The organism is Sulfitobacter sp. G5_S2_6_S6, assembly GCF_054968505.1.
This window is the reverse complement of sequence record NZ_JBQKUI010000008.1, coordinates 130,814-152,053: the sequence shown is the minus strand read 5'-3', so window position 1 is coordinate 152,053 and position 21,240 is coordinate 130,814. Positions and strand designations below refer to the sequence as shown.

Below are 21,240 nucleotides of genomic sequence, written 5' to 3'. Positions count from 1 at the left end.
CCACCAACCCATCGTGGTGATCAGACCGGCAAGGTGAATGACGCCTTGATCCGGTCCATCACCACGGTGGTTTTGAACCCTTTGATATCGGGGTTGTTGTAGAAAAAATCGCGGGTGAACGCCTCGTAATCCTGCATGTCCTTGGCGCTGACGATCAGCATAAAGTCAGTCTCTCCGGTCACGTAGTAGGCGCTCATCACTTCTGCCCGTTCCCGCACCGCCCGCTTGAAACGGTCGATGATATCGGACCGTTCCCGCGCCAGTTCCACCGCGATGAGCATGGTCAGGGGACGGCCCACGGCCTCGGGCGAGACGACGGCGATATCGGCCTCGATCGCCTTGGTCGCACGCAACCGCGCAAGGCGCCGCTGGACCGAGGTTTGCGACAGCCCGACCAGTTCGGAAAGGCGCGCGCTGGTGAGCAGATTGTCGCGTTGCACGTGATGCAGGATTTTCCGGTCTATCGCGTCAATCATCCTAAATTCCCCATATCTTACAAAAGTTTGCAGCTTTTACCCGCGTAGCCGCATTATTCGCATAAATGCACAGCGCGAAAAAGCTAAACTCGCACAATACCCTGGCAGGAATCCCCACATGATCGACCATTCTTTTACACAGCACGAATATGCAGCACGTCTGGCGAAAACACGCGCCGAAATGGCTAACCGCGGGCTGGACGCGCTGTTTGTCACCGATCCGTCCAATATGGCGTGGTTGGCGGGCTATGACGGGTGGTCGTTCTACGTGCATCAAGGCGTGCTGCTGACCCACGAAGGCCAGCCCGTCTGGTGGGGTCGCGCCATGGACAGCGCCGGTGCCCAGCGCACCACCTATCTGGATGATGACAATATCGTCGGCTATGATGACACCTACGTCCAGAACCCCGACAAACACCCGATGGAGGATCTCGCCCGTCTCATCGCGGACCGCGGGCTAGAAAACGCGCGCATCGGGTTCGAACTGGACAACTATTACTTTACCGCTTCGGCATTCTTGACGCTGCAAACGCGGCTGCCGGGCGTCAATATCCAGAACGCCACGGCGCTGGTGAACTGGCAACGTGCGGTGAAATCCCCGACCGAGCTTGAATATATGCGCCGCGCCGCGCGGATCGTTGAACGGATGCACGAGGTGATCCGCGAAAAGGCCGAGGTCGGGATGCGCAAGAACGATTTGATCGCGGATATCTATCACGCCTCCGTCAGCGGGGCCGAAGGGCATTGGGGCGACTACCCCGCCTGCGTGCCCATGACGCCCTCGGGTCTAGATGCCACCGCGCCGCATATCACATGGGACGATGCCCCCCTGCGCAACAACGAAGGCACGTTCTTTGAAATCGCGGGCGCGCACCGACGCTATCAATGTCCACAGTCGCGTACCTTGTTCTTGGGCAAGCCTCCGCAGAAGTATCTGCATGCAGAGAATGCCGTGCTCGAAGCGATTGATGCCGGGCTAGAGCAGGCCAAACCCGGCAACCGCTGCGAAGACATCGCCCGCGCCTTCAACACCACCCTGCGCAACCGCGGGTTCGAGAAAGACAGCCGCTGCGGCTATGCGATCGGCCTGTCCTACCCTCCGGACTGGGGCGAACGCACCATGTCGTTCCGCGCAGGAGATACCACCGTGCTGGAACCCGGCATGACCTTCCACTTTATGCCCGCCCTTTGGCTTGACGACGGCGGGATCGAGATCACAGAGCCGATTGTCATCACGCAAACCGGTGTCGAATGCCTGTGCACCACCCCGCGTGCGCTTGTGATCAAGGAATAGCGCCATGCGGGACAATCCTATTTCGGCCACCATCGATTTCGAGTGCGACGGCGTGCAGCACGGCTATCTGCGCCTGCCCTACAGCCGCAATGACAGCGCTTGGGGGGCGATCCAGATTCCGGTGACCCAAGTGAAAAACGGCGACGGCCCCTCTGCCTTGCTGACCGGAGGCAACCACGGCGACGAATACGAAGGGCCGCTGGCCTTGGTCGAGCTCGCCCAGACCTTGCAGGCCAAGGATGTCACGGGTCGCGTGATCATCCTCCCCTTCATGAACCACCCCGCCTTTATAGCGGGGACGCGGGTGTCTCCGCTGGACGGGGTGAACATGAACCGCAGCTTCCCCGGCCGCCCCGATGGCACCCCCACCCAGAAGATTGCGGATTACTTTCAACGGGTGCTGCTGCCGATGGCGGATGTCGTGCTTGATTTCCATTCGGGCGGCAAAACGCTGGATTTTCTGCCCTTCGCCGCCTGTCACACGCTGGACGACCCTGACCAACAGGCCCGCTGCCGCGCCGCGCGCGATGCGTTCAACGCGCCTTTCAGTGTCGAGATGCGCGAGATCGACGCGCTTGGCATGTATGACGACGCGGCAGAGACGATGGGCAAGACATTCGTCACCACCGAATTGGGTGGCGGCGGCACTGCCACGCCTGAAACCGCGCAGATCGCACGCAAAGGGGTGCGCAATCTGCTGATCCACGCCGGTATCCTGCAAGGCCAGCCCGTCACTGCGCCATCGCGCATGCTGTCGCAAGACGACGACCGTTGTTTTCACGTCACCAACCACGGTGGGCTGGTCGATTTCAACGTCACCCTTGGCGACACAGTGGCCGAAGGCGACCTGATCGCGCGTCTATGGGACAGCCAGCATACGGGCCTGCCCCCGCGTGAGATCCGCGCCCAGATGGGGGGCATCGTGATCGCCCGCCACCACCCCGGACTGGCACAGCCGGGCGATTGCCTTGCCGTGTTGGCCACCGAACTCACTTGAAACTCTCCTAAACAGAAAGCCTGACCTATGCTTCGCAATGATGATCAACTCGCCACATGGGACCGCGAAAACTTTTTCCATCCCTCTACGCATTTAGCACAGCATGCGCGGGGTGAATCCGCGACGCGGGTGATCACAGGGGCGTCGGGCGTCCATATCGAGGACCGCGATGGCAACCGGATGCTGGACGCCTTTGCCGGGCTCTATTGCGTGAACGCAGGCTATGGCCGGACCGAAGTCGCCGACGCCATCGCCGAACAGGCGCATCAGCTGGCCTATTACCATTCCTATGTGGGTCACGGGACAGAGACGTCTATCACGCTGGCCAAGATGATCATGGACCGCGCACCGGCGCATATGTCCAAGGTCTATTTCGGTCTGTCCGGCTCGGACGCGAACGAGACGAACATCAAGCTCGTCTGGTACTACAACAACATCCTTGGTCGCCCGCAGAAAAAGAAAATCATCTCGCGCTGGCGCGGCTACCACGGGTCGGGGCTGATGACCGGATCGCTGACCGGCCTGTCGCTGTTCCACGATAAATTCGACCTGCCGATGAACCCCGTGATCCACACGGACGCGCCCTATTACTACCGCCGCAAGGACCGCACCCAGACTGAGGCGGAATTTACCGCGCAATGCGCCAACGCGCTTGAAGCGTTGATCCAAGCCGAAGGGCCGGACACCATCGCGGCCTTTATCGGGGAACCCGTATTGGGGACCGGCGGCATCGTGCCCCCGCCCGCCGGATATTGGGACGCGATCCAAGAGGTGCTGAACCGCCACGACATCCTGCTGATCGCGGATGAGGTCGTGACCGGCTTTGGCCGTCTGGGGACGATGTTCGGGTCGGAACACTATGGGCTGAAACCCGATCTGATCACCATTGCCAAGGGTCTGACCTCGGCCTATGCGCCGCTGTCGGGGTCGATCGTATCGGACCGGATGTGGAAAGTGCTGGAACAGGGCACGGACGAGAACGGCCCCATCGGTCACGGCTGGACCTATTCGGCGCATCCGATCTGTGCCGCGGCGGGTGTCGCGAACCTCAAGCTCATCGACGACCTGAACCTTGTCAGCAACGCGGCCGAGGTGGGCGGATATCTGAACGCCTCGATGAAAGAGGCGCTTGGCGATCATCCAAATGTGGGGGACATCCGTGGCGAAGGGCTGCTGTGCGCGGTGGAATATGTGGCCGACAAGGCAGACGCCACGCCGCTTGATCCTGCTGCCAAGGTGGGGGCCGCGATCTCTGCCGCGATGCTGGAACGCGGCGTGATCGCCCGCGCCATGCCCCAAGGCGACATCACCGGCTTTGCCCCGCCCTTCTGCATCACCCGCGCAGAGGTCGATACCGTCGTCGCCGCGACCGCGGATGCGGTAAAAACCGTGCTGGGATAAACGCCCCGGTTCGCCTTGTTTCGCAGGGCGAACCGGCCCCCACAGGTGGGGCGTAATGCGGGCGCTAACACGGCGCTTGGGCGTTGCAGCCCCTGATTGTTTGCGCAATGACTACCCCAAGCTACGGGAGGAGCGCAGATGCCACATTGGTCACAGGCGATCACGGATCGCATACAAACAGAAACCCATTTTGACGGTCGCGAGATCAAATGCTTCAAGGATCGCCCCGCCGACCTGAACGCCATGCTCGCCGCGGCCCTTGCCCGCGCCCCCGATCAAGAGGCCGTGGTCAGCGGCGAGACCAGACTGTCCTATACCGAGCTTGACTTGCACGTGGGCCGCATCGCCGCAGGGCTGCGCGCCCGTGGGGTCGAAAAGGGCGACCGCGTTGCGCTGCTGCTGTCGAACCGCTGGGAGTTCATCGCGACAATGATGGGCTGTCTGCGGCTTGGCGCGATTGCCGTGCCGATCAACATCCGCGAAGGCACGCCAGAGCTGGCGTTTATCCTGCGTCAATGCGGGGCCAAGATCGCCGTGCATGGCATGGATGTCGCCGACCGCCTGCCCGCACCCACCGATCTGCCCGGGCTGACCCACCGCTTTTGCGTTGGCGGCACAGCGGCGGGGTCCGACGCGTTTGACACGCTGCCCGCGCAGACCCCGCTGACCGACGCCGTGCCGCTGCACGAGGATGACATCGCGGTGATCCTCTATACCTCGGGCACCACAGGCCAGCCCAAAGGGGCGACGCTGACCCATCTGAACATCGTCCATTCCGCGATGCATTTCGAGCTTTGCATGGAGCTGGGGGCCGGTGAACGGTCGCTGCTGGGCGTGCCCGCAAGCCATGTGACCGGGCTGGTCGCCACCGTCTTTACTATGCTGCAAACCGCAGGCTGCACCGTGATGATGGAGGTCTTCGGTGCCCATGAATTCCTGTCGCTGACCGCCGACGAGAAAGTCACACAGACGCTGATGGTGCCAGCGATGTACAACCTGTTCCTGCTGCGCTGCAACGTCGATGACTACGACCTGCAACACTGGCGGATCGGGGGCTACGGCGGCGCGCCGATGCCGCAATCCACCATCACCGAGCTGTCGGAAAAGCTGCCGAACCTCTGCCTGATGAACGCCTATGGCGCGACGGAGCTTACCTCTGCCGTGACGATCCTGCCGATGGGGTTCGGCACCAAACGCGCGGATAGCATCGGCATCGCCGTGCCCTGCGCCGACATCCGCATTGTCGATCCTCAGGGCAACGACGTGCCCGACGGCACCCATGGGGAGCTTTGGATCAAGGGCGCGATGACCGTGCCCGGCTATTGGGACAACCCAGACCGCACTGCCTCCGAGTTTCACGATGGCTACTGGAAAAGCGGCGACATGGGGTCACGCGATGCCGAAGGGTTCATCTGTCTGCACGACCGCCGCAAGGATATGATCATTCGCGGCGGCTATAACATCTACAGCGCCGAGGTCGAGAACGCCCTGACCGCCCACCCCTCCGTGATCGAATGTGCCGCCATCGGCTGCCCTGATCCGGTGCTGGGGGAGAAGATGCATGTGTTCATCCACACCACGGATACCGCGCTGGATCTTGATGCGATCAAGGCTTTCGCACGCACAAAGATGGCGGACTACAAAGCCCCCGATTTCGCGACGTTCGACCCCGATCCCCTGCCGCGCAACGCCAATGGCAAGATCGTCAAGAACACGCTTCGCGACAGGCTGAAGGCGCAGGCCTGAGGGCATGAAAAAAGCCGCAGCGCTCATAGGCGCTGCGGCTTTCATCTGTGTCGGTTCAGGCGCGATCAGGTCGCGGCCGGTTGCTCGTAGGCGAGCTCATGGTCGCCAAGGTCCATGATGTCTTCGCCGGATTTGTCCCATTCGGCGCGATCTTCGTCCGTCGCTTTGGGCGAGAACAGACCGGTCACCGCATAGAACACACCGATCAGCGGTGCCGTCCAGCAGGCAAAGGCCAGCGGGATATACAGCAGGTTGGTCAGGTTACCGTCCATGACCCCCAGCCCCAAAGCCGAGATCACAAAGGCACCACCGGCGTTCCACGGGATCAGCGGGCTCATCAGCGTGCCGCCCTCTTCCACCGCGCGGCTGAGGTTCAGGGTCGAATAGCCCATCCCGCGGTACAAGGGCGCGTACATACGCCCCGGCAGCGCGATAGAGATATAAGGATCACCCGCAACCATATTGGTCGCAAAGGCCGTCCCGATGGCCGAGCTTTGTACCGCGCCAAAGCTTTTCACGCGGCTGACGATCGCCAGAATGATCGCCTCCAGACAGCCGGTGCGCTCTAGCGCGCCGCCAAAGCCCAAGGCAATCAACATCAGCGAAATGGTCCACATCATCGACTGGATGCCGCCCGCGTTCAGCAGGCTGTCGATGTCGGCGATGCCCGTGTCGATGGAATAGCCAGACTGCGCAAAGGCGAACACGTCATGCAGCCCCGCACCCTGCCAGAAGATCGCCACCAGCCCACCGGCCAGAACACCGGCAAACAGCGACGGCAGCGGCGGCTTTTTCATCAGCGCCAGCACAATCACGATCAAGGCAGGCGTCAACGGGATGATCCCGAGGCTAAAGCGTTCCTCCAGACCGGTTGTGATCTGATTGATACTGCTGACGTCGCCTGCACCCTCTTCGATCAGCATGAAGCCGACGACCACATAGATCACCAGCGCGATGATCATCGCAGGGACGGTCGTGGGCAGCATGTTCTTGATGTGGTCGAATACATTCGTGCCCGTCACCGCAGGCGCGAGGTTCGTGGTGTCCGACAGCGGCGATACCTTATCGCCAAAGAACGCGCCCGACACGACCGCACCGGCGGTCCAATAGGCCGGGATACCGAAACCCGCACCGATCCCCATCAGCGCCAGACCAATGGTGCCGACTGTGCCCCAGCTGGTCCCCAACGACAGGGAAACCACTGCACAGAGGATCATCGCGGCTGCCAGAAAAATCGACGGGGTCAGCAAGGTCAGCCCGTAATAGATCAGCGTAGGCACCGTGCCCGACGCGATCCAGACGCCGACGATCATGCCGACCACGATCAACACCGCCAGTGACGGCATCGACACGTGGATCACGTGGAACACGCCTTCGCGGATGTCCATCCACGTCTGACCGCGAAACACACCCAGCAGGGACGTGATGGCCAATCCGAGGATGAGGGGAATATGCGGCGTGAAGTCGCCATAGTAGAAAAGTTGCAGCGCCAGAAGGCCAAGCGTCAGAACGACGGGCAGCAGCGCCAGCGGGAGCGATGGAAGGTCTTTATTGTCCATTTTGTCCTCGTTTTTGTATTCTTGTTTACTGATACACACACAGATTCCCTTTAGGGTGGCATTGCGGGCCTGTGATGCCAACCAATCTTATTCTAGGGCGATTGAACGCAATTTCCGGCAATTTTCCGCTGTATTTCAAAGAGGCTAGACAAAACCTGCACTCAGAGGCGCTATGTCTTTGCAAATATTGCCGGATGATGCCGCGCTGATTTCGCGATTTTCGCGTAAACCCCGCACTGTGCAGCAAAATTTTGCGCATCATGCTTCATGTTATTGAACTTCCCGCGTAATTATATGAATTCTGCAATGCAGCAACGAACAGGAATCATTTTTGATGCATCATTTGTCTCGCTCCCGCCCGATGTCTCGCCGGTCAGTATTGCGCGCAGGGGGGGCAACTTTGGCTTTCGCTGCTACAACCGGTTTGCAAGACACTGCTGCTTGGGCGCAGGCCAGTGATACGGCGGAGCCTTTTTCCTTTGATATTCTGATCGAACGGGCACGCAGCCTCGCGGGTGAAGAGTACACCGCGCCGACGCAACTGGGCGAGCCTTTTACCACGCTGGACTATGACGATTACCGCAACATCCGTTTCCGCGAGGACAGCGCGATCTGGAAAGGCCCTGCGGCGCAGGCGGTGGTACATGCCTATCACCCCGGCTGGCTGTTTGACGGCACCGTGTCGCTCTACGAGATCGTCAATGACAAGGCGCAGCCGCTTGGCTTTACCTCGGATGATTTCATCTACCAGTCCAAAGCGCTTGAAAAGATCCCGACCGGTACCGAACTGCCCGGCGTCGCGGGCTTCCGCATGAATGCGCCGCTGAACGATCCGCAGCAGTTCGACGAGATCGTGTCTTTCCTCGGGGCGAGCTACTTCCGTGCCTTGGGGGCGGGCAACCGCTATGGCCTGAGCGCGCGCGGGCTTGCGGTGAACACTGCCACCTCCGAACCCGAGGAATTCCCCCGCTTTAGCGCCTTCTGGCTGCAGCGTCCCGCACCCGGCGAGACGAAGATGACCTTTTACGCCCTGCTGGAAAGCCAGTCGGTCGTGGGGGCCTACAAGTTCACTGTGACCCCCGGTGCCACCACCACGATGGATGTGACCACCGAACTGTTCTTCCGCCAGGACGTGCAGCAACTGGGCGTCGCGCCGCTAACATCGATGTATCTGTTCGGCCTGAACGATCAGGGTGGCTTTGACGATTACCGTGCCCGCGTCCACGACAGCGAGGCGCTGGTGGTCAACACCGGCCAAGACACGCTGTTCCGCGTGCTGAACAACCCGCCCAAGCTCGCCAATTCATACTTTGGGGCGCAATCGCCGAAATCCTTTGGCCTTGTGCAGCGCCACCGTGCCTTTGACGACTATCTGGACGCCGAAGCCCACTACGAGCTGCGCCCGACGCTGATGGTCGAACCAAAAGGGGACTGGGGCGAAGGCATGGTCCGCTTGATCGAGATCCCGTCGGATCTGGAGGGGAACGACAACATTGTCGCCTTCTGGACCTACAAGAACGGGTTCGCGGCGGGGGATAGCAAAAGCATTTCCTACCGTCTGAACTGGGGGATGAACCCGCCCGGCGCGTCTTCGACACTTGCCCAAGTATCGCGCACTCTTGCCGGAAATGGGGGCATCGCGGGCGTAAAACCGCGCAATGATCGCCGAAAGTTTGTCATCGACTTCGAAGGTGCAACTTTAGGGGAACCAAACGCCGAGAACGTTGTTGAAGCCAATGTAAACATCGCCGGCGGCACAGTTGCAGGACAAGTACTGCAGCAGATCGACGGCCACGATCACATGTGGCGACTGGTTCTAGAGGTCGTCGCCGAAACTGATGCAACGGTTGAACTGCGCGCCAATCTGGTCGCGGGCGACCGTAGCTTGACCGAGACTTGGGTATACCAATGGCTGAAAGAATGAATACGTCTGTGACATCACCTGCGACCACCGAACAAATGACCGACTTTGACCGTTATGCGCCTCGCCCTGCCCCGCTGGATATGCCGCGGCAGGTGCTAGAGCATGATGCTCGCCCCTCCCTGTTCGAGGTGGTGAGCCGCATCTTCATGCGTAATGCCTGACATGCCCTCTTATTTACGCGATGGTGCCACGCGGGTCAGCCGCGTTGGTGCCATTTGCTTTGCCTTGCTATGCGCAACAGCGGCAGCCGCGACGCTGGCGCAGGCAGGGCTTAATACCGGATTTGATATCTGGGACGGCTTCGCCGTGGCGCTTATCGCGCTTACGACGGCTTGGTTGGCCTGGGGGGCGGGGCAGGCGTTTTTGGGCGTGCCTTCTTTCGATCCCCTCCCTGATATGGACCTGAGCAACGCGGATTTCCCCCCGACGGCGATCCTTGTGCCGATCTGCAACGAAAACCCGACCGAGGTTTGCGCGCGCATTATGGCAATGCGCCAATCCATGCAGGCCGCGAACGTACCCGTCGATTTCGCCATTCTGTCCGACACCTTTGACCCCGACGCCCTGATCGCAGAGCGCGCGGCGCTGGCCACGCTGTTGGGCAATGAAAGCGCTGCGAACCCGGTCTACTACCGCAACCGAACAGAGCGTTATGGCCGCAAGGCGGGCAACGTCGAGGATTTCATCCGCAAATCCGGCGGGGCCTATGAATACGTCGTGATCCTTGACGCCGACAGCCTGATGGAGGGCGACACGATCCGCCATCTTGTCGCACGGATGGAGGCAGATCCGAGCCTTGGCCTGCTGCAAACCCTGCCCAAGATCTTTGGCGCGGGGTCGCTGTTTGGCCGCGCGATGCAATTCTCTGCCAGCTTTCATTCGCCGGTTTTTGCACGCGGTCTGGCCCGTATGCAGGGGCGCGCGGGCCCCTTCTGGGGGCATAATGCCATCGCCCGTGTGCGCGCCCTGTCGCAATGCTGCGGCCTGCCAGAGCTCAGCGGCCCCGCCCCTTTCGGCGGCACCATCCTAAGCCATGATTATGTCGAAGCCGCCCTGCTGGTACGCGGCGGCTGGCGCGTCGAGATGGACCCCCGCATCGCCGGTTCCTTCGAGGAAGGCCCCGACAATCTGCTCGCCTTTGCGCGCCGTGATCGCCGCTGGTGTCAGGGCAACCTGCAACACATGCGTCTGGTCGGTGCCCCCGGCCTGCACGGGTGGAGCCGGTTCGTCTTTGTCCAGGGGATCATGGCCTATCTGGTATCGGTCGCTTGGGGGGCCTTCCTGATCGTGTCGCTGCTGGCCGCTGCGACCAATGCCAGCCCTGATTATTTCCCCAACGCCTATCAGCTTTTCCCCGTCTTCCCCGACGACAAGACCTTCCAGATCGTGGCGCTTGCCTTTGGGATCGGTGGGCTGTTGTTGCTGCCCAAGCTCGCGATCTTTGGCGAAGCGGCTGCAACGGGCCGCGCCAAGGGGTTCGGCGGGGCGCTGCGCGCGCTTGGCTCTGTCCTGTCTGAAATCCTGCTGACCGCGCTGATTGCGCCCGTGATGCTGATGTATCAAAGCCGCGCCGTCGCCGAGGTCTTTGCGGGCAAGGATGGCGGCTGGCCTGCAACCGCACGCGGCGAAGGGCGGCTTACCCTCGCCGAAAGCTGGCGTGCCAGCCGTTGGGTATCGCTGTTCGGGGTCGCGGTCACTGTTGCCGTCTATCTTTGGGTGCCGAACCTGATCTTCTGGCTCTTGCCGGTGACGCTGCCCATGTCCATCGCGCCGCTGTTGATCGCCGTGACCTCGCACGAGAGCACCGGCCAAGTCTTTACCACGCCGCAAGAACGGGCCACGCCCGCCGTCATTGCAGCATATCGCGACAACCTGAGATCGGGTGCCGCCCCAGAAGGATCGTCGCATGACACAATCGTCCAACCGGCCTGACGCGCAGCTTATTCCCATCCGGCGCGGGGTCGACCTGCCGCGCCGCGCCCGCGATCCGCGCATCGATGCGTTTCGCGGGCTGGCGCTGATCATGATCATCATCGACCACATGCCCGGCAACCCGTGGGAGCATCTGACCATCCGCAATATCGGGTTCTCCGACGCGGCAGAGGCGTTCTTTATCATGTCGGGCATCGCGGCGGGCATCGCCTATTCCCCTGCCATTGGCCGCTGGATGTCGGGCGAGCTGCGTCTTTGGGATGCGATGGCCCCGCTGTGGCGACGGGCGTGGCAGCTTTATATCGTGCATATCGTGCTGACGGTCGCGGCCATCGGTCTTTATGCCTGGGCGGCAGATACGTTTATGCGCTCGGAATTTCGCGTGATGCACAACCTCGCCCTTTTGTATGACCAGACCGGTGCCGCGATGGCGGGGCTGGTCACGCTGGGATACCAGATCGGCTATGTGAATATTCTGCCGTCCTATACCGTCTTGCTGCTGGCAGGCCCTGCGCTGATCGCCGCTGTGCTTTACGCGCCGCGCACGACCTTGGCCGTTGCGGGGGCGTTCTGGCTTTATGCAGGAGCCACCCGACTGACCATCCCGAACCACCCCGGTGGCGGCGGCTGGTTCTTCAACCCGCTCACCTGGCAGTTCATCTTTGTCATCGGCCTTGCCATTGGCGTGCGTCATCGCAAGGACGAACGGTTGGTCCGCAACTCTCCGATCCTGTTCAAGCTGGCGCTTGGTCTGTTGCTGTTTATCTTTGCCTGGCGCTACGTGCCCGGTCTGGGATCGTTCATGAATCACAAGATGGCGCAGCTTGGCGGGCTTGGCCTTCCCAGCAACATCACGACGCACAACAAGTCGATGCTCGCGCTGCCGCGCTTGGTGCATATCCTCGCGCTGGTCTATGTGCTTTCGTGCCTTCCCGTGGTGACCCGCATCTGCGCACACCGCTATGCCGCCCCCTTGCGTCTGATGGGCAGCCACGGCCTGCTGGTCTTTGGACTAGGGACGATCCTTGCACTGGCCGGACAGATCATGATGGATGTCGAACCTACGGTCACCGCCCTGCCGTGGACCCTGCCGCTGGCCGCCATCGCTGTGTGCTATGCCGCCGCCCTGCTGGCCGAAGCCGCACGCAAACAGCCGCAGCCAAAGCAGCCCGCCCCGACCAAAGCCGAGGCCCCGCGCGCCGAGGTGATCACCGGCAGTTCCACAGCGTAAACAAGCCCGTTAGTGCCATGACCGAAAGACCGCCCGATGCGCAGACTTGCCCTGCCATCGGGTTTTCTTTACGTCCAAGACCGCCCATAAGCGAAAAACAGTGGAAATAGGGAATGTTCCCCTATCTCGTAGTGTAATTTAGTGTGTTGAAAGAGGCCCCCATGTCAAAAACCGGAAAGATCGCGATGCCAACCCAAGGGTGGCTCTACGTACTGACGGGGCTTGTGGTGGCACTCTTCCTGACGCTCGCCCCCTTCGCGGCGCAGGCGCAATCGCTGTTCACCGGTGGCGGGTCTTCCGACACGGAAACAACCGAAACGACACCCGAGGCAGAGGCGAAGGCACCGCTGGATACCCTGCTTGAAGTGCTTAAGGACGATGACGCCCGCGCGGCGCTGATCGCGGACCTTGAAAAGTCGCTGGATGCCTCGGGCGCCCCCGCGGGTGATGCAAACCCCGCGATTGAAACGATCACCGAAGCCGCGGATGCCGAAGGGGTATCGGTCGGGCGACAAATCGCCCTGATCACCCAGCAGATCGGCCAAGACACGGTAAGCACGCTCACCTCTTTCTGGAACGGGTTCGAACGCGGCGGCAAGGTTTTCTCTGGCCTCAGCGGTGCGGAGCTGACCGTATTGCTGGAAGCGATCCCCGGCCTGCTTGCGGTCATTGCGATCACCGTCGCGCTCTTTGTGGTGCTGCGCTACCTTGCGCGGGGGCTGTATGCGCGCATGGGGCGCACGGCTGAACATGTGGGCCTCTTCCGCTCTATCGGGCTGTTTCTGGGGTCGAACCTGCTGGACGCCTTTATCGTGGTCGTGGCTTGGGCCGCTGGTTATCTGATCACCATCCTCGCCGTTGGCGAAGTCGGGCAGATCGGCATCCGCCAGTCGATGTATCTGAACGCCTTCCTGCTGGTCGAAATGACCAAAGTCGTCATCCGGTCGTTCCTGTCGCCGGTTGCGTCGGGCCTGCGTCTGGTGCCCGTCGGTGACAAGGCCGCCGCGGCGCTGACCCGCTATCTGAGCATCGTGGTCAGTGTTCTGGGCTACGGGCAACTGCTGGTCGTGCCAATCGTCAACCAAAGCGTCAACACGGCCGCGGGCGCTGGCGTGTCGGCCCTTCTGTCGGTTCTGGTGCTGCTGTATTTTGTCTACATCGTGCTGCGCCGTCGCAAGGCCGTCACCCGCTGGCTGCAAAGCGAGGCCGACCCCAGCGAGGCGCAAGCCGCCGAGGGTGTCGATCCGGCCACCATCGCAAAGGCGCGCCGCGGCTTTATCGCGCGCACGCTGCACGGGTTGGCAGGCATCTGGCACTGGTTCGCGCTGGCCTATATCGCGGTGATGTTCATCGTGGTCATGACCCAGCCCGCCGAGGTCACGCTGAACGCGATTGTCGGGTCGGGCAAGATCCTTGCCGCGATCATCATCGCCGCCCTGCTGTCCGGCTGGTTGGCTCAGGCCGTGCACCGCGGCATTTCACTGCCCGAGGACGTGAACGCCAAGCTGCCGCTGCTGGAACGTCGCATCAACACCTTTGTCCCCCGCGCCTTCAGCGCCTTGCGGCTGTTCCTGCTGGTCTGCGTGCTGTTCTTTACGCTGGACGTAATCGGCACGATCGACATGCGCAGCTGGCTTGAGGGGCAGGTCGGGCTGGCGGTGACCAAGGCGCTGATCTCTGTCGGGTTAATCCTGACGGTGGCCTTCGGCATCTGGCTCGCGCTGACATCCTTTGTCGACTACAAGCTGAACCCTGAATACGGGGCTGTGCCAACCTCGCGGGAAACCACCCTGCTGACCTTGCTGCGCAACGCGGCGACCATTACGCTGATCATCCTCACACTGATGTTCGTGCTGAGCGAGATCGGGCTGGATATCGGGCCACTGCTTGCCTCTGCCGGGGTCTTGGGTCTGGCGATTGGTTTCGGCGCGCAGAAGATGGTGCAAGACATCATCACCGGTGTGTTCATTCAGTTCGAGAATGTCATCAACGTGGGCGATGTGATCACCGTGGGCGGCACCACTGGCACCGTCGAAAAGCTGTCGGTGCGCTCTGTCTCGCTGCGCGATGTGCAAGGCGCATTCCACATGATCCCCTTCTCTACCGTTGATGTGGTCAGCAACTATATGCGCGGCTTCTCCTACACGGTCTGTGACATGGGCATCGCCTACCGCGAGAATGTCGAAGAGGCCAAGCAGGCCATGTTCGACGCCTTCGACCGCATGATGGAGAACGAGCCAGAGATCGCCAATAGCATCATGGGAGAGCTGGAATGGTTCGGCGTGCAATCCCTTGGTGACAGCGCCGTGGTGCTACGCGTGCGGATCAAGACCGATCCCGGCAAGCAATGGGGCATCGGGCGTATGTACAACGGCTACCTCAAGACGGTCTTTGACGAGCGCGGGATCGAGATCCCCTTCCCGCAGCAGACCATCTGGCTGGGCGAGAACAAGGACGGCACCACCCAGCCGTTCAAGATCGAAGGCCCCGCCGCGCAGGACACAGGCCTGCCGCCGACCAAAACCGTGTCCAAGCCGATCGAGGCAGACGATGTGCCGGACAGCGATGATGCCGACGGCGACGGTGGTGCAGACCGCTAACAGACGCGGATGACTGAAATAGAAAAAGGCCCCCGATCAACGCTGATCGGGGGCCTTTTCGTGTCGGGTAGTTGGCGCAGGCGCTACATCACCGCTTCGATCAGATACGGACCTTTATGCGCCAACCCTGTCTCGATCGCGAGCTCAAGCGCTTCGCAATCTGTGACTTGCGTCGCCTCTACCCCCATCGACTTTGCCATCTGTGCAAATTCCAGCGTCGGCTGGTCAAGCGACAGCATATCCATCGCCTTGGGGCCCGCATTGCTGACGCCGACATTGGTCAGCTCGCCGCGCAGGATCTTGTAGACGCGGTTGGCGAAGATCACGATGGTGATGTCCAGCCCCTCTCGCGCCATCGTCCAAAGCGCTTGCACCGTGTACATCGCGCTGCCATCCCCGATCAGCGCCATCACCTTGCGGTCAGGGCAGGCCACGGCCGCCCCGATCGCCACGGGCATGCCATAGCCGATGGACCCGCCGCAGTTGTTCACCCAAGTGTGCTTGGGGGCCCCTGCTGTTGCGGGGAAGAACGCGCGGCCTGTGGTGATCGCCTCGTCGATGACAATCGCATCCTCGGGGATGGTGCGCGCTAGGGCTTGCGCGATGCCGCCCGGCTCCAACGGGCCGCTGGGTTTGTCGGGGGTGGCGGCTTCGGCCACATGGGCGGGCGGAGTGTCCGCCGCACCCACATTGCCGCACAGCGCTTCCAGCGCCCCCGCGATATCCTGCGCGGTGGTGCAGAGGTTGGTGATCTGCGTGCCCTCGGCGGTCAGGATCGCGGGCTTGTTCGGATAGGCGAAAAAACCGATGGGTGCGCGTGCGCCCAGCAGAACGATGCGCTTGAACGGGGCCAGCGTCTCTAGCGCCTGATCGATGGGATAGGGCACGCGGTTGACCACCACACGCCCTGCCCCGCGTTCCTGCCGCGCATTGGCCCATTCGCTTAGCAGTTTGCAGCCCGTCTTGGCCGCGATCCGCCCCGCAATCTCAAGCATCTCGGCGCTGAGCGCGGCACCGCCCAACAGCAGCAGGCTGTCGGGGCCGGACAGCGCGGCGACGGCTTCCTCCAACGCCGCCGCGTCGAAGGCAGGGCGCTGTGCAGGCTCTAGCGCGGGCGCGACAGCGCCGCCTTCGTTCCAGGCGGTGTCACTGGGCAGCATCAGCGTCGCCACCTGCCCCGGTGCCACATTTGCCGCCTGCACCGCACGGGCGGCATCCGCGCCCACATCCGCCGCCGACATGGATGTATGCACCCAATGGGACACGGGCCGCGCGATCCCTTCGATGTCAGAGGTCAGCGGCGCGTCCAGCTCGATATGCGTGACCGCATGTTCGCCGACAATATTCACCACGCCCGAGCCTGCCTTTTTCGCGTTGTGCAGGTTCGACAACCCGTTGGCGAGCCCTGGCCCAAGGTGCAGCAGGGTGCAGGCGGGCTTGCCGGCCATACGGTAGTACCCATCCGCCGCCCCCGTCGCCACGCCCTCTTGCAGGACAAGGATCGACCGCATGCCGGGCACGTGATCCAGCGCGGCAACAAAGTGCATTTCCGACGTGCCGGGATTAGTGAAACAGGTATCAAGCCCACTATCGAGCAGCGTCTGCACAAGGCTATCGGCCCCGTTCATCTGGTCTGTATCGTCTTGGTCGCTCATGTCATCTTCCTTGTTCACGCAGAAACCGCCGCCCAGAAGGGCGCGCGCAATTCTTTCTTGAGGATCTTCCCGATAGAGCTGCGCGGCAGTTCTTCGCGCAGTTCCACCGCCGACAGACGCTGGCTTTTACCCAGTTTGGCGTTGGCGTCAGCGCAGATATCATCGCCCGAACGCGTCGCCCCCTCGCGCAGCACCACCAACCCGTAAGGCGTTTCGCCCCAAGCGTCAGAGGGCACGCCGATCACGGCGGCATCCGTCACATCGGGGTCGGCCAACAACACCAGTTCAAGATCGTCGGCATAGATGTTCAACCCGCCCGAGATGATCATATCTTTCTTGCGGTCCGACAGGATCAAAAAGCCGTCCTCGTCAAAACGGCCCATATCACCCGAGCGGAAGAAGACGTTGCCCGCTGCGTCGCGCCAGATGTAGTCAGCCGTCAGGTCATCGCGCCCGAAATACCCCGCCATCATCGTCGGCCCGCGACCGCAAATTTCGCCCACGGTGCCCTTGGGAACCTCTTTGCCCGTTTCGTCAATCAGGCGGATTTCATTGCCCGGCGCAGGCTGGCCCACCGTATGCAGCTTGTCGGGATGTTCGGCAGAATTCAGCACCGTGACCCCGCCGCCTTCGGTCAGACCGTAGTATTCCAGCAGCTTGCCGGGGAAGCGCGCCAGCACATCCGCCTTGACCTCGGCCCGCAGCGGCGCGGAGGTAGAGAATTTCACCTGCATCGATGACAGGTCGAAGGCGTCAAAGTCAGCCACGTCCATGATACGTTTGTATTGCACAGGCACCAGCATCGTGTGGGTGATCTTTTCACGCTGCACGATCTCGAGGTACCCGCGGGCGTCGAACTTCGGCATCAGATAGACGGTCGAGCCGCCATAAAGCGTCGGCAAGAAGGACACGATCGTTGTGTTGGAATACAGCGGCGTCGACAGCAGCGTGCGGGCGTTATCGTCATATCCGTTGGGCGACACGCGGTCCATCTGCGCCGACCGCATCCAGTGATTGTGCAAGATGCCCTTGGGCGTGCCGGTCGTGCCCGAGGAATAGATCAGGTTGAACGCATCCGACATCTCGATCTGGATTTCGGGGTCGGAGTCCGAAGCCCCGTCAACCGCAGCGCCATAAGGCTGAAACGCGGGGTGGTCGAAATCAATGGCAAAGCGCGCCAGATCCAGATCAGCGATAAAGTCATCGACCAGTTCCAGGTATTGCGCCGCGACAAAGATCGCGCGCGCGCCGCAGTCGGTCAGCATCTTTTGCAGCGCATCGGGGGACGCCATCGTCGACAGCGGCGTCACGCAGGCCCCTGCCCGCAGGATGCCCATAAACAGCTCTGCATAGGGGATGGAGTTGGGCGAGATGATCGCGATGTTGTCACCCTTGCTCACCCCCAGCGACAGCAGCAGATTGGCGATCTTGTTGATGCGCTGGTCGAATGCCCCCCAGCTGACGGTTTGCCCGTCACAGACCAGCGCAAGTTTTTCCGGATGTGCTTTGGCGTTGTCGCGCACGACCTCGACGATGGTTTTCGTGGGTGTCGTCGCCGGTGCCGGCGGATTGATCGGTATCATATCACTGTCCTGAAATAGTTCTCTCCCCGCTGCGGAACGCCGTTCCGCAGCCCCTGACAGCAGTTGTAACGATCAAACAGAAACTTGCAAACGATGGGTGACTATGCGGCAGCTTTTCCCAAGGCGACATAGGCTGCATGCTGGGACAGGAACACGCTGCCTGTCAAATCCGAGATGAAATGCTGCTTTTTCAGACGGTCCATGACGGGGCCTTTGACCTCGGATAGGTGCAGTTTGATCCCCATGTCACGCAGCCGCGCGTTGATCGCTTCAAGCGATTCCAGCGCGCTAAAGTCGATCTCGTTGATGGCAGAGCACATCAGCACGACATGGCGCAGACACGTGTTGCCCGCCAGCCGGTCGTAGATGCAATCCTCCAGGAACCGCGCGTTGGCGAAATACAGGCTCTCGTCGATGCGCAGGGTCAGCACCGTGGGGCAGGTCTCAACCTCGTGGCGGTTGATATTGCGGAAGTGTTCGGTGCCCGGGACCAGCCCGACTTCGGCAATATGCGGTTTGGTGGTTTTATAGAGATGCAGAAAGATCGACAGCACCACCCCGCAGGTCACCCCCAATTCGACCCCGCTGCCCAAGGTGATCAGCATGGTGGACAGCACGGCAGCGAAATCTGATTTGGAATAGCCCCATGCCTTTTTCAGGATCGAGAAATCCACCAGTGTCAGCACGGCCACGATGATCGTCGCAGCCAAGGTCGCTTGCGGCAGAAAGAAGACCAGCGGCGTCAGCGCCAGTGCGGCCACGGCCAGCCCCACGGCGGTATAGGCCCCCGCCGCCGGTGTCTGCGCCCCTGCGTCAAAGTTCACCACAGACCGCGCAAAGCCCCCCGTGACCGGATAGCCCCCCGTAAAGGCCGCGCCGATATTGGCCGCCCCCAGACCGATCAGCTCTTGATCCGGATTGATCCGCTGACGCCGTTTCGCGGCAAGCGTTTGCGCGACAGAGATGGATTCAACAAACCCGATGACAGAGATCAGAAAAGCCGGCAGCAGCAGGCTGCCCATCAGATCGAATGACAGGTCCGGCAGCGTCAGCGGCGGCAGGCTTTGCGGCACGGCACCCACAATCTTGACGCCCTGCCCCGCAAGATCGAAGGTCCAGACCGCCAATGTGGTGACAACCACCGCCGCCACGGGCCCCGCCTTGGTCGCCACATCCGCCGCCCGTGGGCCAACGCCACGCGCGCGCAGGAAAGGTTTCAGCCCCTTGCGCACCCAGAACAGAAACAGCGTCGCGGACACGCCAATCACCACCGTCGCCCCGTTCACCGTGCCCAGATTGCCCCAGATCGACATCAGCAGCTCTGCCAGATTGCCGCCAGAGGCATCAATGCCCAGAATATGCTTGATCTGGCTGGCGGCGATGATCACGCCAGAGGCGGTGATAAAGCCCGAGATCACGGGGTGAGACAGGAAATTCGCCAGAAACCCCAGTTTGAAAACGCCCATCACCAGCAGCATCACCCCAGACAGCAAGGCCAGCGTCAGCGCGGCGACGGCATAGCCCATCGTCCCCTGATCGGCGATATTGCCCAAGGCGGCCGCGGTCATCAGCGACACCACCGCCACCGGCCCCACCGCCAACGCGCGACTGGTGCCAAAGACGGCATAAAGCAGGATCGGCACGATCGATGCATAGAGCCCCGCTTCGGGCGGCAGCCCCGCCAGCAGCGCATAGGCCAGCGATTGCGGGATCAACATGATCGTGACGATCACCGCCGCGATCAGATCATTGGACAAGGCCGCCCTGTCATAGTCGCGCCCCCAGTCGAGGACGGGCAGATAGCGGCGGGCAGCGGCAGGGATACGCACCTGATTACAACCCGTTCACCGGCACCTTGAGCATCAGGTTCCCGTCTTTGTCACGCGGCATATGCCCGGCGCGCATGTTGACCTGAAGCGACGGGATGATCAGCTTCGGCATCGACAGCTGCGCGTCGCGTTCGGTGCGAAAGGCGATGAATTCCTCGCGCGTTTTGCCGCCGCCCACATGGATGTTATGCGCCTTCTCTTCGCCCACGGTGGTTTCCCACTGGATATCGCGCCCATTGGGCCCGTAGTCGTGGCACATGAACAGGCGCATGTCGTCCGGCAGGGACAAGACCTTCTGGATGCTGTCATACAGCTCTCCGGCGTCGCCGCCGGGGAAATCCGCGCGAGCAGAGCCGCCGTCGGGCATGAACAGCGTATCGCCCGTGAAGGCAGCGTTGCCCATGACATGCACCATGCAGGCGGGCGTGTGACCGGGGGTGTAGATAGCAAAACATTCCATGCCCCCGACGCGGTAGCGGTCGCCATCCTTGAACAAGGCGTCGAACTGCGACCCGTCGCGCTGGAATTCCGTCCCCTCGTTGAACACTTTCCCAAAAGTGTCCTGCACGGTCATGATCTGCTCTCCGACGCCGATCTTGCCGCCCAGCTTTTGCTGGATATAGGGCGCGGCGGACAGGTGGTCGGCATGGACGTGTGTCTCGATGATCCACTCCAGCGCGAGCCCCTGCGCTTCGACCTCGGCGATGAGCTTGTCCGCGTGGTCATAGGTGATCCGTCCGGCGGCATAGTCGATATCCATCACGGAATCGATGATCGCACAGGCGTTGGAGTTCGGATCCCGCACGATATAGCTGATCGTATTGGTCACCGGATCAAAGTGGCCCGAGACATCGGGGATGACATCCATATTCACGGGGTATTCAGTCATGGTCACCTGCTCCGTTTGCGCTTTTTTCGCCCGACATCTGAAGCCTGCGCCCCGTCGTCGAGTCGAACATATTCATACTATGGAATTCTTTTTCAAGGAAGCGGATTGTGCTGCCCGACCGCCA

Annotated in this window: 15 protein-coding genes; 9 read left to right on the top strand and 6 right to left on the bottom strand. The window is 61.6% G+C overall.

Annotation, left to right across the window (positions count from 1 at the left end; genetic code table 11):
- Positions 1-20 precede the first annotated feature (20 nt).
- The gene (locus ACTRWK_RS13770; RefSeq protein ID WP_005852003.1) at positions 21-476 is read right to left on the bottom strand and encodes an Lrp/AsnC family transcriptional regulator; all 456 of its coding nucleotides are present in this window, start codon (positions 474-476) and stop codon (positions 21-23) included.
- A gap of 118 nt (positions 477-594) precedes the next feature.
- Between ACTRWK_RS13770 and doeA the strand changes: the two genes are divergently transcribed.
- The 4 genes from doeA (at position 595) to ACTRWK_RS13750 (ending at position 5,914) form a co-directional block, all read left to right on the top strand.
- Positions 595-1,770, top strand: a complete 1,176-nt coding sequence (doeA, locus tag ACTRWK_RS13765) for an ectoine hydrolase DoeA (RefSeq protein WP_005852001.1) — start codon at positions 595-597, stop codon at positions 1,768-1,770.
- A 4-nt stretch (positions 1,771-1,774) separates the two neighbouring features.
- The gene (gene doeB / locus ACTRWK_RS13760) at positions 1,775-2,767 is read left to right on the top strand and encodes a N(2)-acetyl-L-2,4-diaminobutanoate deacetylase DoeB (protein ID WP_289081495.1); all 993 of its coding nucleotides are present in this window, start codon (positions 1,775-1,777) and stop codon (positions 2,765-2,767) included.
- Between the two features lie 27 nt (positions 2,768-2,794).
- Positions 2,795-4,168 (top strand): aspartate aminotransferase family protein, encoded by a 1,374-nt coding sequence (locus ACTRWK_RS13755; RefSeq protein ID WP_005851997.1) that lies wholly within the window; start codon positions 2,795-2,797, stop codon positions 4,166-4,168.
- A 138-nt stretch (positions 4,169-4,306) separates the two neighbouring features.
- A complete protein-coding gene (locus tag ACTRWK_RS13750; RefSeq protein WP_289081494.1) occupies positions 4,307-5,914 on the top strand; it encodes a class I adenylate-forming enzyme family protein in 1,608 nt (535 codons plus the stop codon).
- 65 nt (positions 5,915-5,979) lie between these two features.
- Here the strand turns inward: ACTRWK_RS13750 and nhaC are convergent, their stop codons facing one another.
- Entirely contained in the window at positions 5,980-7,473 is a 1,494-nt protein-coding gene (gene nhaC / locus ACTRWK_RS13745; RefSeq protein ID WP_037944945.1) for a Na+/H+ antiporter NhaC, read from the bottom strand.
- A 361-nt stretch (positions 7,474-7,834) separates the two neighbouring features.
- Here nhaC and ACTRWK_RS13740 point away from each other — a divergent pair, with 361 nt between their 5' ends.
- From ACTRWK_RS13740 to ACTRWK_RS13720, 5 genes are all read left to right on the top strand, one after another.
- Positions 7,835-9,397 (top strand): OpgD/OpgG family glucan biosynthesis protein, encoded by a 1,563-nt coding sequence (locus ACTRWK_RS13740; protein ID WP_289081501.1) that lies wholly within the window; start codon positions 7,835-7,837, stop codon positions 9,395-9,397.
- A gap of 8 nt (positions 9,398-9,405) precedes the next feature.
- The gene (locus ACTRWK_RS13735) at positions 9,406-9,558 is read left to right on the top strand and encodes a hypothetical protein (RefSeq protein ID WP_217621267.1); all 153 of its coding nucleotides are present in this window, start codon (positions 9,406-9,408) and stop codon (positions 9,556-9,558) included.
- Positions 9,551-11,329, top strand: coding sequence for a glucans biosynthesis glucosyltransferase MdoH (mdoH, locus tag ACTRWK_RS13730; RefSeq protein ID WP_462843956.1), 1,779 nt, complete (start codon positions 9,551-9,553; stop codon positions 11,327-11,329). The genes ACTRWK_RS13735 and mdoH overlap by 8 nt, the downstream gene beginning before the upstream one ends.
- Positions 11,304-12,560: an OpgC family protein gene (locus tag ACTRWK_RS13725; RefSeq protein WP_289081492.1), complete on the top strand. Its 1,257-nt coding sequence runs from the start codon at positions 11,304-11,306 to the stop codon at positions 12,558-12,560. The genes mdoH and ACTRWK_RS13725 overlap by 26 nt, the downstream gene beginning before the upstream one ends.
- A gap of 161 nt (positions 12,561-12,721) precedes the next feature.
- Entirely contained in the window at positions 12,722-15,160 is a 2,439-nt protein-coding gene (locus ACTRWK_RS13720; protein WP_289081491.1) for a mechanosensitive ion channel domain-containing protein, read from the top strand.
- Between the two features lie 83 nt (positions 15,161-15,243).
- On the opposite strand, the gene ACTRWK_RS13715 is transcribed toward ACTRWK_RS13720, so the two are convergent.
- From ACTRWK_RS13715 to ACTRWK_RS13700, 4 genes are all read right to left on the bottom strand, one after another.
- Positions 15,244-16,815: an acetolactate synthase large subunit gene (locus ACTRWK_RS13715; protein WP_235183754.1), complete on the bottom strand. Its 1,572-nt coding sequence runs from the start codon at positions 16,813-16,815 to the stop codon at positions 15,244-15,246.
- A 14-nt stretch (positions 16,816-16,829) separates the two neighbouring features.
- Positions 16,830-18,398: a class I adenylate-forming enzyme family protein gene (locus tag ACTRWK_RS13710; protein ID WP_462843955.1), complete on the bottom strand. Its 1,569-nt coding sequence runs from the start codon at positions 18,396-18,398 to the stop codon at positions 16,830-16,832.
- A gap of 101 nt (positions 18,399-18,499) precedes the next feature.
- Entirely contained in the window at positions 18,500-20,227 is a 1,728-nt protein-coding gene (locus tag ACTRWK_RS13705) for a SulP family inorganic anion transporter (protein ID WP_289081489.1), read from the bottom strand.
- A gap of 4 nt (positions 20,228-20,231) precedes the next feature.
- Entirely contained in the window at positions 20,232-21,116 is an 885-nt protein-coding gene (locus ACTRWK_RS13700) for an MBL fold metallo-hydrolase (protein ID WP_051577563.1), read from the bottom strand.
- Positions 21,117-21,240 lie beyond the last annotated feature (124 nt).

Bases quoted from the DNA above. Each gene is read 5' to 3' on its own strand.
- ACTRWK_RS13770 (WP_005852003.1), bottom strand. From the start codon at position 476: ATGATTGACGCGATAGACCGGAAAATCCTGCATCACGTGCAACGCGAC.
- doeA (WP_005852001.1), top strand. From the start codon at position 595: ATGATCGACCATTCTTTTACACAGCACGAATATGCAGCACGTCTGGCG.
- doeB (WP_289081495.1), top strand. From the start codon at position 1,775: ATGCGGGACAATCCTATTTCGGCCACCATCGATTTCGAGTGCGACGGC.
- ACTRWK_RS13755 (WP_005851997.1), top strand. From the start codon at position 2,795: ATGCTTCGCAATGATGATCAACTCGCCACATGGGACCGCGAAAACTTT.
- ACTRWK_RS13750 (WP_289081494.1), top strand. From the start codon at position 4,307: ATGCCACATTGGTCACAGGCGATCACGGATCGCATACAAACAGAAACC.
- nhaC (WP_037944945.1), bottom strand. From the start codon at position 7,473: ATGGACAATAAAGACCTTCCATCGCTCCCGCTGGCGCTGCTGCCCGTC.
- ACTRWK_RS13740 (WP_289081501.1), top strand. From the start codon at position 7,835: ATGTCTCGCCGGTCAGTATTGCGCGCAGGGGGGGCAACTTTGGCTTTC.
- mdoH (WP_462843956.1), top strand. From the start codon at position 9,551: ATGCCTGACATGCCCTCTTATTTACGCGATGGTGCCACGCGGGTCAGC.
- ACTRWK_RS13725 (WP_289081492.1), top strand. From the start codon at position 11,304: ATGACACAATCGTCCAACCGGCCTGACGCGCAGCTTATTCCCATCCGG.
- ACTRWK_RS13720 (WP_289081491.1), top strand. From the start codon at position 12,722: ATGTCAAAAACCGGAAAGATCGCGATGCCAACCCAAGGGTGGCTCTAC.
- ACTRWK_RS13715 (WP_235183754.1), bottom strand. From the start codon at position 16,815: ATGAGCGACCAAGACGATACAGACCAGATGAACGGGGCCGATAGCCTT.
- ACTRWK_RS13710 (WP_462843955.1), bottom strand. From the start codon at position 18,398: ATGATACCGATCAATCCGCCGGCACCGGCGACGACACCCACGAAAACC.
- ACTRWK_RS13700 (WP_051577563.1), bottom strand. From the start codon at position 21,116: ATGACTGAATACCCCGTGAATATGGATGTCATCCCCGATGTCTCGGGC.